Annotated in this window: 10 protein-coding genes; all 10 read left to right on the top strand. The window is 65.2% G+C overall.

Features of this window, described 5'->3' with window-relative positions:
* Positions 1-172 precede the first annotated feature (172 nt).
* The 10 genes from OUZ30_RS06610 to OUZ30_RS06565 all read left to right on the top strand — a co-directional run bounded on the left by OUZ30_RS06610 (position 173) and on the right by OUZ30_RS06565 (position 16,694).
* Positions 173-1,354, top strand: coding sequence for an OmpP1/FadL family transporter (locus OUZ30_RS06610; RefSeq protein WP_266181424.1), 1,182 nt, complete (start codon positions 173-175; stop codon positions 1,352-1,354).
* Between the two features lie 10 nt (positions 1,355-1,364).
* Positions 1,365-2,507 (top strand): VOC family protein, encoded by a 1,143-nt coding sequence (locus OUZ30_RS06605; protein WP_266181423.1) that lies wholly within the window; start codon positions 1,365-1,367, stop codon positions 2,505-2,507.
* Positions 2,508-2,519: 12 nt separating this feature from the next.
* Positions 2,520-3,485, top strand: coding sequence for a fumarylacetoacetate hydrolase family protein (locus tag OUZ30_RS06600; RefSeq protein ID WP_266181422.1), 966 nt, complete (start codon positions 2,520-2,522; stop codon positions 3,483-3,485).
* A 17-nt stretch (positions 3,486-3,502) separates the two neighbouring features.
* Positions 3,503-5,428: an acyl-CoA synthetase gene (locus tag OUZ30_RS06595; protein ID WP_266181421.1), complete on the top strand. Its 1,926-nt coding sequence runs from the start codon at positions 3,503-3,505 to the stop codon at positions 5,426-5,428.
* Positions 5,425-7,107, top strand: coding sequence for a bifunctional 3-(3-hydroxy-phenyl)propionate/3-hydroxycinnamic acid hydroxylase (locus OUZ30_RS06590; RefSeq protein WP_266181420.1), 1,683 nt, complete (start codon positions 5,425-5,427; stop codon positions 7,105-7,107). The genes OUZ30_RS06595 and OUZ30_RS06590 overlap by 4 nt, the downstream gene beginning before the upstream one ends.
* A 323-nt stretch (positions 7,108-7,430) precedes the next feature.
* Positions 7,431-10,328, top strand: a complete 2,898-nt coding sequence (locus tag OUZ30_RS06585) for an AAA family ATPase (protein WP_266181419.1) — start codon at positions 7,431-7,433, stop codon at positions 10,326-10,328.
* 303 nt (positions 10,329-10,631) lie between these two features.
* Complete coding sequence (locus OUZ30_RS06580) at positions 10,632-10,847, top strand: hypothetical protein (RefSeq protein ID WP_266181418.1); 216 nt, start codon at positions 10,632-10,634, stop codon at positions 10,845-10,847.
* A gap of 99 nt (positions 10,848-10,946) precedes the next feature.
* Entirely contained in the window at positions 10,947-12,461 is a 1,515-nt protein-coding gene (locus tag OUZ30_RS06575) for an efflux transporter outer membrane subunit (RefSeq protein WP_266181417.1), read from the top strand.
* Between the two features lie 28 nt (positions 12,462-12,489).
* Positions 12,490-13,602: an efflux RND transporter periplasmic adaptor subunit gene (locus tag OUZ30_RS06570; protein ID WP_266181416.1), complete on the top strand. Its 1,113-nt coding sequence runs from the start codon at positions 12,490-12,492 to the stop codon at positions 13,600-13,602.
* Entirely contained in the window at positions 13,599-16,694 is a 3,096-nt protein-coding gene (locus OUZ30_RS06565; protein ID WP_266181415.1) for an efflux RND transporter permease subunit, read from the top strand. Before OUZ30_RS06570 ends, OUZ30_RS06565 begins: the two co-directional genes overlap by 4 nt.
* The last annotated feature ends 197 nt before the right edge of the window (positions 16,695-16,891 follow it).

Raw genomic sequence — 16,891 nt, 5'->3', positions numbered from 1 at the left:
CACCTTGAACTCGGCAGGCTTAGCTGCCCAGCCATCCGGACCGAATATTTCCAGCCCTAGCCAATGCTGCGCTGCAGCTCGCCTCGAGCTCCGATCCTACCCTAATCTCGACACATTCGTCATGATGACATTTTCGTCACTATGACTGTGTTGTGATGCGGGGGTGAATGAAATGAAGACCAAGCTTCAGCAAATGTTTCGGGTGGTGTGTGCTGCGGGCCTCTTGGCGTCCTGCGAACAGGCCTCGGCCGTGAACGGTGCCCAGCCGGGCGGACACGGGGCCGCCAACGCCGCGATGGGTGGCGCAGCGATCGCCTTGCCGCTGGACGCCGAAGCCGCCGCCAACAATCCGGCCGGCCTCGCCTTCGTGCCCACTTCCATGGCCCTGGGCCTGCAGGTGTTCCATGGGGACTCGTCGTCCCAGTACGTGATGCCGGGCAACGAACTGCATAACCGCACCACCACGGCTGGTCCCGAGGGTGGCGTGAACTGGCATGCGTCCCCCGACTGGACGCTGGGCCTGAGCATCGACTTCGGCGGCGCGGGGGCCGATTACAAGCAGCCCGCGCTGCCGGTGCCAGGCGCATCGAATGCGAGGGAATCGCTCGCGCTGGTCGAGTTCATTCCAACGGTCGCTTGGCGGCCACGCGAAAACCTAGCGTTCGGCTTGGCGCTCAACCTTGCCCACGAATGGTTCGAGACGCAGGGCGTCATCGTTCCGGCGCCGGTGCCCGGTGGCCTGATGCCGTTACCGGACCATGGCCGACAACAGGCTAGCGGCGTCGGCGTGCGCGCAGGATTGCTGTGGAAGCCCACGTCCGAGCTGTCGCTCGGCCTCAACCTCAAGTCCCGCACGCACATGAGCCGTCTTGCTGGCTACGGGCAGGACGTCCTGGCCTACAGCGACGGCCATCTCGACGTACCCAGCGAATACGGCGTCGGTGCGGCCTGGCAAGCAACGTCGACGCTCACCGTCGCGGCGGACTGGCTGCAGGTCAACTGGGGCGAGATCAAGGCTATGAAGGACCCCAACGGGTTTCGTTGGCGCAATCAGCCGATCGAGCGACTGGGCGTTGCCTGGGCGCTCGATCGCATGTGGACGCTTAGAGCGGGTTACAGCCGCAGCCGGCGCCAGATCAGCAGCGACCGCACCGTGCAAAACCTGTTCGTCCCGTCGATCCACGACCAAGCCTTTACCGCCGGGCTGTCCCGACAACTCGGCCGTACCAGTTCGCTCAACCTCGGCTACGAGTTCAATCCCAGGACCACGGTGGAGGGCACCGGCGCCAGTACCGGCACTTCTCTAACCAGCAAGGTGCAAATGCTGATGCTGAGCTACCAGCACGACTTCTGAGGCTCATACGATGGCAAAAACCAAAGCAGTGTTGCGGCAGTCCGAGTCCTACCGCGAGAGTCGGCTACCGCAGGGGGTACAACCTCTGCTGAGACCGCGCGCAGCCGGGCGCGCCGTTGAGCTCGCGTTCCTGCGCTGGGAAAAGCGCGAGCTCGCGCCGACCGAGCGCTTCTGGCGCGACTTCGGTTTCCACATCATTAGCTCCACACCGCAACGCCTGGTTGCGCAAGGGGCCGGCACGGCTCCGTGCATCGCTGTCGCGGAGCAGGGACCGGCGAACCGCTTCGTGGGGCCGGCGTTCCGCATGTCGGACGATACCGATCTGGCGTCGTACGTCGAGAACTTCGGCGCCACTTTGCTCCCATCTGAGGTGATCCCGGGCGGAGGGTGGGGCGTCACGCTTCGCGACCCCAGCGGCCGCAGCATCTGGCTGCTACAGGGCCAGGCGCGTGTCGAGCCGACGCCATTGCGAGCGTCAACTACGGGAACAGCCAACACCGTCCGACACACACCGCGCGTCAACCGCACAGTGCGGACTCCAATCGAGCCAGCCCATGTGGCCAAGCTCGGGCACGTGGTGCTGCAGACGCTGGATTTCGCAGGAATGGCCGAGTGGTATCTACGGGTGCTCGGCCTGATCCCGACCGACGTGCAGTACTTGCCTGACGGCAGCCCGAACCTCGCGTTCTGCCGCCTCGACCTGGGCGATGAGCCCACCGATCACCATACGTTGGTGCTGGTGGGCGGCCTGGAGGACAAGTACGAGCACAGCGCCTACGAAGTGATCGACCTCGACGCTCTCGGTCAGGGCCAGCAGGTGCTGCGCGCGGCTGGCCACTCGCATCTGTGGGGTATCGGCCGGCACCTGCTCGGCAGCCAGCTCTTCGACTACTGGCGCGACCCTGACGGCTTCGAGCACGAGCACTACACCGATGGTGACCTATTCACCGCTGACCACGAGACCGAGTACTCGCCGCTCACCTTCGGTGGCATCTGGGCCTGGGGCGCCGACGCGCCGACCTCGATGAAGCCGCGCAAGGATCTGCGCACCCTGTTACGCGTGCTGCGCCTGCTGCGCCGCCGCGCTCTCACGCCCGAGCGCCTGAAGCTTCTCGGCTCGGCACTCGGCGCGCCTGCCCGTCCTTGGCTCTGAGATCACTTTCCTATGCCCCGCACTATTGTCCGCTTCCTCGAATCCGAGACTTCCTCCACCGCCCAATGGGGCGTGCAGTTCGGCTCCCGTATCGCCCCCCTGCCCCTGCACGCGAACACCACCGGTGAACTGCTTGCACACCACTGGGATGCGCTCTGGAGCATCGACGAATCACACGCGACGCTGTCGCTCGCAGCCATGAGGCTGCTTGCCCCCGTGACGCAGAATCAACAGTTCATCTGCCAAGGCATCAACTACCGCAGCCATGTCGCCGAGTCAGGCCTCCGCGTCGAGGACTTCCCATTCAATACCCTCTTCACCAAGGCCTCGTCCTGCATCACTGCGGCCGATGCGCCGGTCGCGCGTCCAGCGCATGTGCGGTTGCTCGATTACGAGATCGAACTCGGGCTGGTGTTACGCCGAGACGTGCCGTCGCACACCACCGTGCAGCCGGACGATCTGAAGCACTGGCTGGCCGGCGTGACCATCGTTAACGACCTGTCGGCCCGCGACGTGCAGCTGCCGCAGGGCCAGTTCTACAAGGGCAAGAGCTACCGCGGCTTCGGCCCCGTGGGTCCGCGCCTGACGCTGCTCACCGTGGACGAATGGAAGCGCTGGCCGGAATTGCGCATGCAACTCAGCGTAAACGGCCAGCTGCGCCAGGATGCCTACTGCGCGGAGATGATCCACCAGCCGGCAGCTACCCTCACTGAACTCAGTGGTTTGCAGGACCTGCGCGCCGGCGACCTGATCGCCACCGGAACACCCGCCGGTTGCGCCGCCCGCGCGCCAGGCAAGGCCGTCATGTTCGTGATGCGCCACTTCATGAGTGACGCCACCAAGTGGCGCCTGTTCATGCGCAAGAGCGCTGGCAATCCGGCTTACCTTCAGCCGGGCGACTGCATTCACGCGTCCATTCGCACGGACGACAGCGTGATCGACCTCGGCGTGCAGACCACCGCCATCGTCGCGCCCTGACATTGGAATCCCACACCATGCTCATCGACTCCATGGCGGGCACGCCCCTGGCCCAGACCGCTATCGCGACGCTCGCCGACATCGAGCGCTTTGAACGCACCCCTTGGCGGGCACGCGTACCTGCCACCACTACCTATGACCTACTGCGCGAGGCCTGCGAGCATTATGCAGGGCGAGTAGCCATCCGTCTGTTGCTGGCCGGTAGTGCAGAAGCGCCCACGCGCGACCTGACCTACCGTGCGCTGCTCCAAGGCGTGCACCAGGCCGCGAACGCGCTGCATGCCTGCGTCACGTCCCCGATGGCCGCCGTAACGCTACTGCTACCGAACCTGATCGAGAGCCACCTGGCGCTGTGGGGCGCTCAGGCGGCCGCCATCGCCAGCCCGATTAACCCGATGCTCGATGCGACCTACATCGCGCGCATCTGCGAGGAGACGAAGGCCGAAGTGCTCGTTGCCTTGGGGCCGGCGCCCGGTTCCGATATATGGGACAAGGCGGTGCAGGTCGCCGAGCGAGTGGGCACGGTGCACACCGTCCTGCAGGTGGACTACGGCATGGCGTTAGGGCAGTCCTTGGCAAGCGCTCCAAGCGGCCAGATGCCCGCGCGCGGCGGCGTGCGTGTACTCGATTTCCATTCAGTGCTCGCCACGGCCGTCGCGGACTGGCTGACCTTCGACCATACGTTCGACGAAGACGCCGCTTGCGCCTACTTCCATACCGGCGGCACTACCGGTTACCCCAAGGTGGCTGTGCACAGCCACCTCAATGAAGCCTTCATGGCCTGCGCCATGCAATGGATCGACAACCGTGAGGACGTGGTGCTCTCCGGACTGCCGCTGTTCCACGTGAACGGTGCTCTGGTCACTGGGTTGGGCGCCTTCCACCGTGGAGCGGAGGTCGTGCTGCTCACCCCTGGCGGCTACCGCGCTCCGGGCGTACTGGACGAGTTCTGGAAGATCGCCCTCCGCTTCGGCGCTACCACCTTCTCGGCCGTGCCCACCGTACTTGCCAGCCTGCTGGACAAGCCTTGGCCCGAAGGTGGCGTGCCAACGCTGCGCCACGTGCTATGCGGCGCCGCGGCGCTGCCGCGTCAGGTGGCGCTGGATTTCGAGCGCATCACCGGTGCGCACCTGCATGAGGGCTATGGCCTCACCGAAGGCAGCTGCGTCTCCACCGTCAACTCGCCCCAGGGCCAGCGCAAACTCGGTACCGTGGGCCGACGTCTGCCCTATCAGGAAATCCGACTGTTCGCGCTGGGTGCCGATGGCAAGCCCGGCACGGAGCCGGCAAATCCCGGCAGTCCAGGCGTGATAGGTCTGCGCGGTCCCAATCTGTTCCCGGGCTATCTTCGCGAGAGCGACAACCAAGGTGTCTGGATCAAGGGCGGCTGGTTCAACACCGGCGACCTCGGCCGCTGGGACGACGATGGTTACCTGGTCCTGTGCGGACGCGCGAAGGATCTGATCATCCGCGGCGGTCATAACATCGACCCGCAGTTGATCGAAGACGCGCTAGCCGCGCATCCAGCCGTGGCGATGGCGGCGGCTATCGGGCAGCCGGATCAACACGCCGGTGAGCTACCAGTGGCCTATGTGACGCTGCGTTGCGATGCGCACGTGAGCGTGGCGGAGCTGATGGACCATGCCCGGGCTCGCATCCCGGAGCGCGCGGCAGTACCCGTACGGATCGAGGTGTTGCCGGCCCTGCCGCTCACCACCGTGGGCAAAGTGTCCAAGCCACAGCTGCGCATGATCGCGCTCGCTCGGGTTTTGCGCGAGGCGCTGGACGCTGAGGGATTGGGCGAAGTTCAGGTCAACAGCCTGCCTGCTGGCGGCGGGGGGACCAACGTGGACCTGTCCGGACCAGAGTCGCTGCGGTTGGCGGCATGCGCGCTGGCCGGCCGGTATCCGGTATCGGCGCAGTGGCGGGGGAAGAAGGCATGAATGCCCGGCCCAAACTTTCAGACACCAGTCCTGACGTCGACGTACTGCTGGTAGGACTCGGGCCGGTCGGCGCCGCGCTGGCGAATCTGCTCGGCCGCTACGGCGTGCAGGTGCTGGCGATCGACCGCGCCACCGAAGTGTTCGAGAAGCCGCGCGCCATCGCGCTCGACAACGACGCGCTGCGCGTCCTGCAGTTGGTCGGCCTAAGCGAAGACGACTTCGCGAAGGTGGCGGTCCCCCAGGTGAAATATCACTCGCCCCTGTTTGGTTGCTTCGCGCGTATCAACACCGCCCGCATCATCGACGGCCATCCGATGCTGGTGACCTTTCACCAACCGGAGCTGGAAGCCGCATTGCGCCGCAGGCTCGCCGCGCATTCCTGCGTGGATGTTCGGCTCGGCGTGGTGCTCGAGGGCTTTGTTGACGAAGGTGGTTGCGTGCAAGCCACCCTCAGAGATAGTAGTGGCCTACGGCGCCAGGTCCGTGCCAGATACCTGATCGGTGCGGACGGTGCCAGCTCGCTGGTGCGTCGCGCGCTGGGCCTGGAATTTGAGGGGCGTACCTTCGCGCAGGACTGGCTGATCGTCGACGCGCTGGACGTGCCGATGCCGATTGACCATGTCGAGTTCATCTGCGACCCGCGCCGACCCACGCCGCGCATGTGTGCGCCGGGTGGCCGGCAGCGCTGGGAGTTCATGCTCCATCCGGGCGAGCAGGCCAGCGAGATGGAACGGCCGGAGCGTGTACGTGCACTGCTCGCGCCGTGGTGCAAGGCGAACGAGATTCACATCGAGCGCACCGCGGTCTACCGCTTCCACGCCCGCGAGGTGCGGCGCTTCTCCAAGGGCCGCTGCTTCCTCGTAGGAGACGCGGCGCACGTCACCCCGCCCTTCGCCGGTCAGGGCCTCGTCGCCGGATTGCGCGATGCGGCGAACTTGGCATGGAAGCTCGCGGGAGTGACGCGAGGCCACGTGGACGCGCGGATACTGGAAAGCTACGACCAGGAGCGCCGCCCGCATGCGCGCAAGATCATTTACCTCGCTCGTTTTCTCGGCATGCTGGTGATGCCACGCAACCGCCTTGTAGCCTTCGCCGTCCACGGGCTGATCCGCGCGCTGCGGTTGCTGCCCGCCGGTCGCACCGCCTTTGACGACCTGAAGATCAAGCCGCCGCAGCTCTTCGACGAAGGACTTTTTTGGCGTGACCGCCACGCGCGGAAGCTCCTGGCCGGATCGATGCTCCCGCAAGGGTGGGTGCGCATGGGCAAAGGAACGGCGCCCCAGCTCAGCGACGATGTCCTCGGGTTGCAATGGTCTCTGATCGGCTTCGGCGTGGACCCGGCACAACATCTAGCTCCCGAGCTGCTCAGCCGCTGGAGCCGTCTCGACGGCAAGGTGTGGCAGTGGTGCCACCGCGGCCAGGCGCAGCATTTGGCACCGACCTATAGGCGCCTGGAGGCTCTGGACGAAAACGTGCTCCAGCGCCTGGTACCGGTGGGCTGGGTGGCCATCGTCCGCCCTGACCGCTGCGTCATGGCCGAGGGGCCGGTGTCGGCGGTCGAGTCGCTATTGGGACGGGCTCTGCAGATGCTGGAACCGACCGACGTCCAGCGAGAGGCTGGGCAAGGGGGCCAGTTCGCCACGATAAAATACATGGCAGGCGGCAGGACGTCCCACTGATTCCCAGGTCGTATTCCCTGCCTTAAGACCAAAATGCGATTCGGCATCCTTCCGCCTCGCTCGCGCCCTGCTGCCCTTCTGAAAGCGGGCATCCAGGTTCTGGAAACCCAGCGCCGTTACGGCCATATCGCGACACGTTCCGCTGTATCGCGAGGGCTTGGCGCCGAGGGCCCGCCTGGTCTGCCGGCGAGAGCGCGAATTCAGGCCACTCTCCGAATGCCGGCAGGAACAGGAAGCCGCGCGAGCCAAAGCCTGGCAACAAACCCAATGATCAGACGCCTCTGCGCAAAGCTACAATTCTTACCAGAGCGTAGGAGATAAGCGTGACGCGTCCACACTCTTATCCGAACCCGGCCCGAATCCGGTTCGCCGAGTTCGAGCTCGACGAAGCCAATGCCAGCCTGTTGCGCAAAGGCGAGTCGGTAGCGCTGGCGCCCACGCCCTTCACACTGTTGTGTGTACTCGCAAGTCAGCCGGGGGCGCTGCTGACCAAAGATGCCCTGCTTGATACGGTGTGGGGACACCGCTTCGTCAGCGATTCGGTGCTCAAAACGGCCGTCAGCGACCTGCGCACGGCACTGGGTGACAGTGCTCAGCAACCCCGCTACATCGAAACCGTGCCGCGACGCGGCTATCGCTTCATTGCCCCGCTGCTTCCCGCGACGGCGACGCTGCCCGCACCCGTCACGATATCGGCGGCGGACGAGCGACCGTCGGCGCCGTTCATCGGCCGTGCCGGCGCACTCGCGAGGCTGCAACGGGCATGGGCGCTGGCGTGCGACGGCCGGCGCGCCTTGGTCTGGATCGCCGGCGAACCGGGGATCGGCAAGACGACGCTGATCGAACAGTTCGCTGCCAGTCTCGACGGCGTGGCCTGCGCGCGCGGCCATTGCGTGGAGCACTACGGCACAGGCGAGCCGTACCTGCCGGTACTGGAGGCCCTGGCCGGCCTGTGCCGCGGCGATGCCGCGCTGCCGGCCCTGTTGCGCGCCGTGGCACCGACTTGGCTGCTGCAGCTGCCATGGTTGAGCACCTCGGAGGAACGCGACGCGTTGCGGCGCGAACTCGTCGGCGTCGGTCCGGAGCGCATGCTGCGGGAGATGGGCGAGCTACTGGATCGCTACACGGACCAGCGGCCGCTGCTGCTGGTCACGGAAGACCTGCACTGGAGCGATCGGGCGACCATCCAGCTCATCGATTACGTCGCCCGGCGACGCGGCCATACGCGACTGATGTGGCTGGCAACCTTCCGCGTGACCGAGGTGGTGGCGCTCGATCACCCGCTCAACTCGTTGCGGCACGAACTGCGTCTGCAAAGGCTGTGTGAGGAGGTGGTGCTTGACCCCTTCTCGGAGACGGAAGTCGCCGATTATGTCGCGCAACGTTCGGGCTCGCTCGCGCGCGACGAAGCCTTCGTACGCGCCCTGCACGAGCGCACCGATGGCGTGCCCCTGTTCGTGTCGTCGGTCATCAGCGAAGTGATGGACCGAAGCAACGACGAGGCCACCATCGAGGCGCGCTTGACGGATGTGGCGGTCCCCGAGAACCTGGCGGCCATCATCGACCACTACATCGCCAAGCTTGGACAGGAGCAGCGTGCGCTGCTCTCGGCCGCAGCAGTGTGCGGGGTCGAGTTCCGCGCCGAGACGGTTTCGCTGACCCTTGAGCGCGACATTGCTTCGGTGGCCCACGCTTGCGAGGAGCTGGTGCGCGAACAGATGTGGCTCAAGCCGTCGCGGGCTGTAGAAGGTGACGAGGCGATCGATCTGCCCTACGCGTTCCGGCACGCTCTCTTCCGCCAGGTGCTGTATGACCGTACGCCGTCCTCAGTGCGCACGCGCCTGCACCACCAGGTCGGCGTCGCCCTCGAATACGAACGCTCGGCCGGAGTGCCGGTCGCTGCGACGGAGTTGGCGATGCACTTCGATCGCGGGCGCCAACCGATGACCGCGCTGCGCTACTACGCCGACGCAGCGGAAGCTGCACTCCTGAACTTCAGTCCTGCCGCCTGCATAGGGTTCACGGAGCGTGCGTTGGTCGTGTTGCAGCTGGCGCAGGAAGGGCCGGAACGCGACACGCTCGAGATCACTTTAAACACGCTGCAAGGCGTGGCTGCCTTCCACTCGCTTGGCGTCGGCAGCAAAGCCAGGAATGCGTTCGAACGTGCGTACACGATGCTGGCGAATGCCCCCGAGCACCCGATGCGTGGACGCCTGCTGCACGGGTTCGGCTATCTGCTGAGCCTGCACGGCGACTATGCACAGGCGCTCGCGGTGGCGGAGCGTGCCGAAACGCTCTCGTCCGGGGCTGATGATCCGACGCTTATGTTGGCCGCCTGCATCGTGCACAGCGAAGTCCACCATCTGCAGGGCCAGTCGCACGCGGCGCGCTCGTGGATCGCGCGTGGACTCGTCTACGCCGAGTCATTGGACTTTGCGGCGAAGGAGATCTTCGTTGCCGATCCCCAGGTCACCCTGTTTGGGACGCTGGCTATCGAGCTCGTGCGTTGCGGCCTGGTCCGGCAGGCACGCGCGCAGGTGCAAATAGCGCAGGCGCGCGCCGGTGAGCTGCGGCAGCCGATGACGCGTTTGGTGGCCAACTGGTTAGAGGCACTGCTCGAGGTTCGCCTAGGCAATGCCGAGCGTGTCGCGACTTTGGCTGACGAGATGCAGGCACTGGTCGACGAGTTCTCCCTTGGACAGGGCCGAACGGCATGCCAGTGGTTCCGCGGCTGGGCGGACGCCTGGCAGGGAGATCCGCGCGGAGGTTATCGCCGGATCCGAGAGGCCTACGAAGAGAACGCCCGGTTCGGGATGTGCTCCGGTGCCAGCGAGGTGCTCGGGTATGCGGCGCAAGCGCTGATGCTGGCAGGTGACATCGATGCTGCACAAGCCGAGCTCACCACAGCCCTGCAGGTCGCGCAGGAGCTGGCCGAGCGCGTGTACCTGCCCCAGTTACTGCTGCTCGAGGCGGCGATTGCATGGGCACGTGGCCAGGCCGATGCCGGCGCCGTCTCTGCACGGCACGCCATCGAGGAAGCGCGGATACAGGATGCGTCCTGGTTTGAACTGCTCGCCTTGGTCGAGTTGTGCGAACACCACGCTGCGACGCTCGAGGAGCGCGGCGCCCTCCGGACGCTGGTCGGCCGGTTGCCCGAGGCTGCCGATACGGCTCTGGTGGGCAGAGCGCGTTCGCTATTAACAAGAGCGAAGCCGGCCTGACAGTGTCACGCGGAGCCGCGCGTTCGCCCCTTGCACTCACCCATCGCCCCACAGTCCCGCGGCGAGTGTGAGCGCGGCCGGAACCCTCAGGAGGCCCGCCAATTCCAAGTGCAAAACGAGTTCGTCGCGCCGTGCCGGGCCGACTGCGTCAAGCGAGTCACGCTCGGATCGTAAGTAACCGGTTGCGATTCGCTCCGGGCCTTTTGCGGGCGCACTCGCGACCGAATCACGACGGTTTGCTGACGACCTCCGCGCCGTGCCGACCTACGCTGTGACCTAGGTCATTTCATCTATAGGTCTGCGATGGTTCTCAATCCCGAATCCAAGTACCCGAACCGCCGTGCGTACGTGCTGAAGCTGCGTGGCGACGCCACGCCCGGGGCCCTCGTGGGCCGGCTGGAAAATCTCGTCACTGGATGCCAGCGCGAATTTTCGTCCGCCGAGGACCTGCTGGAATCGATCGTCTTCGATCTCGCCTCGGCGGCCGGCGAAAGCGAAGCGGACGCCGCGGACCCGTGAGGGTCTCAACGCCGACCGAATGGCGACGCAACGCTTACGACTTCGCTCGGTCGGCGCCCTACGCTGACCACACCCTCGAATCCGCACAAGTCCATTCCCATGCCGCGACTTCCATCCGACTCATCCCTGTCCGGCCGTGCCGGACAGAAAACCTCCCACCGTGCCGGTCGGTTGGCCGGCACGGTCGTCGCGGCAACGCTTGCCGCGACGATCGCACTGGTTCTTTCCGGCTGTACCGCGCCGGTCTATCACCCGAAGGTTGACGTGCCTTCCTCGTTCGCTGCGGCCGAGGCTTCCAGCATCGAATCCGAATCCACCTGGTGGGAGACGTTCCACGATCCGGTGTTATCCGAACTGGTTCGTCGCGCGGAGCAGGAGAACCGCGACATCAAGATCGCCGCCGAGCGCCTGAATGCCGCGCACGCCGGACAAACGGTCAGCCGGTCTTTCCTGTACCCCAGCGTCAGCGCCGTCGGCGGTGGGTTCAAACAGGACTCCGGCTACAGCGATGCCATCAAGCAGGTCCTGCCGGATACCAAGGGCTCCGGCGCGGGATTGGACGTCTCGTGGGAGGTCGATCTCAGCGGCCGCTTGCGTGCGGGTGCATCCGCGTCCGATGCCGATGCCATGGCTGCGGGAGACAACGTGCGAGGCGTGCGCTTGATGGTGATGTCCGACGTCGCCAGCAACTACTTCACATTGGTCGGTGCGCTTCGACAGCTCGATACCTTGAGGGCGATTTCAGCCGCCTATGACGGGACGCTGCGCTTGGTCGAGGCGCGCTGCCGCGTGGGTCTGGCGACGCAGTTCGACGTGGAACGAGCACGCACCGACGCCGAATCGGCGCGCGCCCAGATTCCGCCGCTGGAAACAGTTGCGGCAGTGTCGCGGCACCGCATCGCGGTGCTGATCGGCGACCAGGCGTTCAATGCCGATCGCATCCAGCCCTGGCAGGGAGATGTGATCGTGCCGGACATTCAACCCGGACAGCCCGCGGAGCTGCTGGAGCGCCGCCCGGACGTGCTCGCGCTGATGGCTCAGCTCGATGCAGCGAATGCGCGCCGCCAGCAGGCCAAGGCCGAATGGTTCCCGCGGCTCTTTCTCGGCGCGTCATTTGGCCAGCAGAATTTGACCATGAATGGCATCGGTCTCGGCGCCGCCCGCTTCGCCAACGTGGCGGGCCTGCTCGCCATGCCGATATTCAATGCGGGACGCACGCAGGCAATCAACGACGTCGCCAAGGCTAACCAGCGTGAGGCGCTGCTTCGCGCCGAGGACGGCATGGTGCGCGCGCTTGAAGACGTGGAGAACTCATTGGTCGCGCTGTCGGCTGAAAAGCAGCGTGCAGGATCTCTAAATACCGCCGCCACCTCGGCCGAAGCGGCGCTGAGCCGTGCGCAATCGCTCTATGACCGCGGACAGATTGACCTGCTGCCGCTGCTTGATGCGCAGCGCGCCCGCCTCGCGGTAAGCCTGAGTGCCAACAACAGTCACACCCAACTGCTGCTCGACAGCGTGCAGCTCTACAAGGCGCTGGGTGGAGGCTGGCAGGTTTTCGAACCCTCCGTCGCCCGCTCCGCAACCGCCGGCGCCAACCGTCCGTCGCATTCCTGATAACCCTTCGCCCTCAAAGGGAACCACTTTGAAGAACTCACTTACCGCGGCCGGCGCGCTGGCCATAACCGTCATGCTCTCCGCCTGCAGTTCGCACAAACCGCCCGTGCAGGCGCCTCGCCCCGTTCGCACCGTCGAGCTCCGCTACGACAACGCCCGCCAGGCTCACCGTTACGTCGGCACCGTGCAGTCACGCTACGAGGTGAACCAGGCCTTCCGAGTCGCCGGCAAGGTCGCCCAGCGCAAGGTGGATGTCGGCCAGTTTGTGCACGAGGGCGACGAGCTCGCTGTGCTTGAAGACAACGACTATCGGCTGGCAGAAGATGCCGCACGACAGGCCTGGGCCGCCGCAACTACGCAGGCTCGCCTGGCTGATTCGGACCAGCAGCGCTTGAATGCGCTGAAGACCGATGGCTCCGTCAGTAGCTCGGACGATGAGCGTGCGCAAAGCAGCGCGCGGCAGGCGCGCGCAAATGCCGAGGCCGCCCAGAAGAACCTGGAGCTTGCGCAAAACCGGTCCAAGTACACCGTGTTGCGCGCGTCCCGCAGCGGTCTCGTGACCTCGGTGGCACTCGAAGTCGGGCAGGTCGTCCCCGAGGGGCAGCCGGTGGTCTCGATCGCCGATCCCGAGACGGCCGAGATCGTCACCGATGTGCCCGAGGATCAGTTCGCAACCTTCAAGGCGGCGCACTTCAAGGCGTCGCTGGCCAGCGCACCCAACGAGATTTTCGATGTCACGCTAAGGGAACTGGCGCCGCAGGCGGCAGCGCAGACGCGCACATACCGTGCTCGGCTGAAGCCGGTCGAAGCTCGTGTCCTCCCGCTCGGCGCAACCGCCACGCTGCTGGCCGATCGCGTGATGTCGGGGACGCTCACGGCGACCATCCCCGCCACGGCGCTCACGCAGGACGGCGGACAGCCTGCGGTATGGGTGGTCAAGCACACCGGGATGCAGCCGGTGGGCACCGTTGAACTCGTGCGCGTGACCGTGCAGGGCTATCAAAACGACGACGTGCTGGTCTCCGGACCGCCGGCCGGCGACCTGGTTGTAACCGCGGGCGTGCAGAAGATGGCGCCCGGATTGCAGGTCGCACTGTCCGGCGCCCCTGCAGCTGAACCGAACACGGTGGCTACGCGATGAAAAACTTCAACCTCACCGACTGGGCGCTGAGTCATCGCGCAGTCGTCCTCTTTCTGATCCTCGTGCTGGCAATCGCTGGTGTGATCAGCTTCACCAGGCTGGGCCAGCTTGAGGATCCGAACTTCTCCGTGCCCTCGATGACGGCGATGGTTATGTGGCCGGGCGCCACCGCCGAGCAGATGCAGAACGAAGTGCTCAACCCCATGGAGAAGAAATTCGAGCAGCTCGATCACTTCGAGAAGGTGGTGACCTTCGCCCGCCAGGGTTATGGCGGCATGACGATCACCGTGAAAGGTGGCACTTCCAAGGCGGATCAGCGCGAGGCCTGGTATCAGGCCCGCAAGAAGCTCCAGGACATCAGCCTGGACCTGCCCAAAGGCGTCATCGGTCCGATCGTCAACGACGAGTACGGCGACGTCTATGGCCTGATGTACGCCATCAAGGGCGACGGCATCGGCCAGGACGAGCTGTCTGACACAGCCGAGACCATCAAGCGCCAGATGCTGCAGGTGCCGATGGTCAAGAAGGTGGACGTCATCGGCAAGCAGGCCAAGCGCGTGTACATCGAGTTTTCGCACGAGCGTCTGGCCGCGCTGGGCATCACGCCGGCGGCGATCGCCGAAGCGGTGCGCAGCCAGAATGAGCTTCTGCCGGCCGGCTCGGTCGATACCCGCAGCGACCGTGTCATGGTGCGGATGAGCGGTCAGTTCAATAACCTGGACGACATCCGCAACGTGCCCATCTCGGCCGGTGGCCGACAGATCAAGCTCGGCGACATCGCGACCGTCAAGCGCGGCTTGGAGGACCCATCCACCTACACAGTCCGATACGACGGCCACCCAGTGCTGATGCTCGGCATCTCGATGACCAGCGATGGCAATGTTGTCCAGCTCGGCAAGGCGATGAACCAGGCCGTCCTCAAGATCCAGTCCGAGCTTCCGTACGGTGTAGAGCTGCAGCAAGTAGTTGACCAGCCGACCGTGGTGAAAGACGCGGTCTGGGACTTCGAGCGCTCGCTGATGGAGGCACTGGCCATCGTGATCGTGGTTAGCCTGGTGAGCCTGGGCTGGCGCACTGGCCTCGTCGTTGCGGCATCGGTGCCGCTGGTGCTGGGCGGCGTTGCCATCGTCATGCTGGCGATGGGCTGGAACCTCGAGCGCATCTCGCTCGGATCGCTGATCATCGCGCTGGGCCTATTGGTCGATGATGCGATCATCGCCATCGAGATGATGGTGGTGAAGATGGAGAGCGGCTGGGACCGCGTGAAGGCTGCGGGCTACTCCTACTCGACCACCGCGATGCCGCGTCTGACTGGCGCGCTTATCACCACGGCCGGCTTCCTGCCCATCGGCATGTCCAAGTCCACTTCCGGCGAATACGCGGGCGGCATCTTCTGGATCGTCGGCACCGCGGTGCTGCTGTCGTGGGTTTGCTCCGGCCTGTTCACGCCGTACCTCGCGGTCAAGTTGCTGCCTAAGGACATGGGCCAACACGCTCACCACAGCGACCCGTACGACAGCAGGTTCTATCGCAAGCTGCGCGGCCTTATCGATCGGGCCATCGAGCGGCGCTGGGTGGTGATCGGCGCGACGGCGATTGGGCTGGCATTGGCGCTGGTGGGTGTGAAGCTGGTGCCGCAACAGTTCTTCCCCAACAGCGATCGTCCGGAGTTGGTAATCGACCTGCGCATGAAGGAAGGCGCCTCGTTCGAGGCGACCACCGCGCAAGTGAAAAAGATGGAAGCGGTGTTGGCTAAAGAGAAGGATGTCGAGTTCTATACCTCCTACATCGGCGCTGGCGCGCCCCGCTTCTATCTCGCGCTCAACCCCGAGCTACCCAATCCTGGTTATGCCCAGTTCGTAGTGATGACCAAGAATCTGGAAGCGCGCGAACGCGTGCGCTTGCGGCTCATGGCCGCGGCAGATCAGCAGTTCCCGCAAGCGTGGGTGCGGGTTACCAGGCTGGAGCTTGGCCCGCCGGTCGGCTTCCCGGTGCAGTTCCGCATCGTCGGCCCAGATACGCAGGTCGTGCGCCGCATCGCCCGCGAAGTGGAGCACGTGGTGGCCTCCAGCCCCAAGGTGCGCGATGTCCAGTTCGACTGGAACGACCCGGTACGCGCACTGAAGGTGGACCTGGATGAGGACAAGGCACGCGCGCTCGGCCTATCGCCGGCCGACGTATCACTGGTGACGCAAACCGTGATGAACGGCGCGACCCTTTCGCAGCTGCGTGAACACGAAGACCTGATCGACATCGTGGCCCGTGCGGTGCCCACGGAGCGGTTGAATCTTGACACGCTGCAGGACATCAATCTCTACACCCGCCAAGGTACCGTGGTGCCGCTGTCGCAGGTCGCGAAGGTCAGCTACAAGCTGGAGGAGCCAGTGCTGTGGCGTCGCAATCGCGACATGGCGATCACCGTGCGTGCCGATGTGCTGGATGGCGAGCAGGCCGTCTCAGTGACGCAGCAGATCGTGCCGATGCTGAAGGACATCGAGGCGAAGATGCCTTCGGGCTATCGCATCGACGTCGGTGGCGCAGTCGAAGAGAGCAACAAGGCCAACGGTGCACTGATGGCAGTGGCACCCCTGATGGGCTTGAGCATCATGCTGCTGCTGATGCTGCAGCTGCAGAACTTCTCCCGCATGGCGATGGTGATGCTGACGGCGCCGCTAGGAATGATTGGTGTGGTGCCTGCCCTGCTGGTATTCCAGGCGCCCCTCGGCTTCGTCGCGATCCTTGGCATCATTGCGCTTGGCGGCATGATCATGCGCAACTCGGTGATCCTGATCGACCAGGTGCAGACCGAGATCGCCGAGGGCCGGGATCCCTGGAACGCGGTGCTGGATGCCGCCATCCACCGAACCCGTCCGGTCGTGCTGACGGCGCTGGCAACCGTGCTGGCGATGATCCCGCTCACGCGCAGCGTGTTCTGGGGGCCGATGGCGATCGCCATCATGGGTGGCCTCACCGTGGCGACGCTGCTGACGATCTTCTTCGTCCCGGCGCTGTACGCAGCGTGGTTCAAGGTTTGCCGCCAGACCGAAGACGCGCCTGCACCGCTCCCGGCCATGGCCGGGAGCGCACCCTGATCAATACCGAAGGGATCTCGGAATGAACAAGCTGTCGGACGCCTGGTTTGCTGGACGGGTATCTGCACAATCTTGACGAGGCCGCGGAAGTTGGCCACAGCATTACCAACGAAGGATTGGTTAGGTCGCGCGTACGCGCGGCCTAACCGGAGTGGCCAACCCGACTTCACCTGACCGCGTAACTCGTCGGAAAATTG

It is taken from the genome of Dyella humicola (genome assembly GCF_026283945.1).
Taxonomy (GTDB): domain Bacteria; phylum Pseudomonadota; class Gammaproteobacteria; order Xanthomonadales; family Rhodanobacteraceae; genus Dyella; species Dyella humicola.
This window is presented reverse-complemented; position numbering and strand designations above follow the sequence as displayed.

Bases quoted from the DNA above. Each gene is read 5' to 3' on its own strand.
- OUZ30_RS06610 (WP_266181424.1), top strand. From the start codon at position 173: ATGAAGACCAAGCTTCAGCAAATGTTTCGGGTGGTGTGTGCTGCGGGC.
- OUZ30_RS06605 (WP_266181423.1), top strand. From the start codon at position 1,365: ATGGCAAAAACCAAAGCAGTGTTGCGGCAGTCCGAGTCCTACCGCGAG.
- OUZ30_RS06600 (WP_266181422.1), top strand. From the start codon at position 2,520: ATGCCCCGCACTATTGTCCGCTTCCTCGAATCCGAGACTTCCTCCACC.
- OUZ30_RS06595 (WP_266181421.1), top strand. From the start codon at position 3,503: ATGCTCATCGACTCCATGGCGGGCACGCCCCTGGCCCAGACCGCTATC.
- OUZ30_RS06590 (WP_266181420.1), top strand. From the start codon at position 5,425: ATGAATGCCCGGCCCAAACTTTCAGACACCAGTCCTGACGTCGACGTA.
- OUZ30_RS06580 (WP_266181418.1), top strand. From the start codon at position 10,632: ATGGTTCTCAATCCCGAATCCAAGTACCCGAACCGCCGTGCGTACGTG.
- OUZ30_RS06575 (WP_266181417.1), top strand. From the start codon at position 10,947: ATGCCGCGACTTCCATCCGACTCATCCCTGTCCGGCCGTGCCGGACAG.
- OUZ30_RS06565 (WP_266181415.1), top strand. From the start codon at position 13,599: ATGAAAAACTTCAACCTCACCGACTGGGCGCTGAGTCATCGCGCAGTC.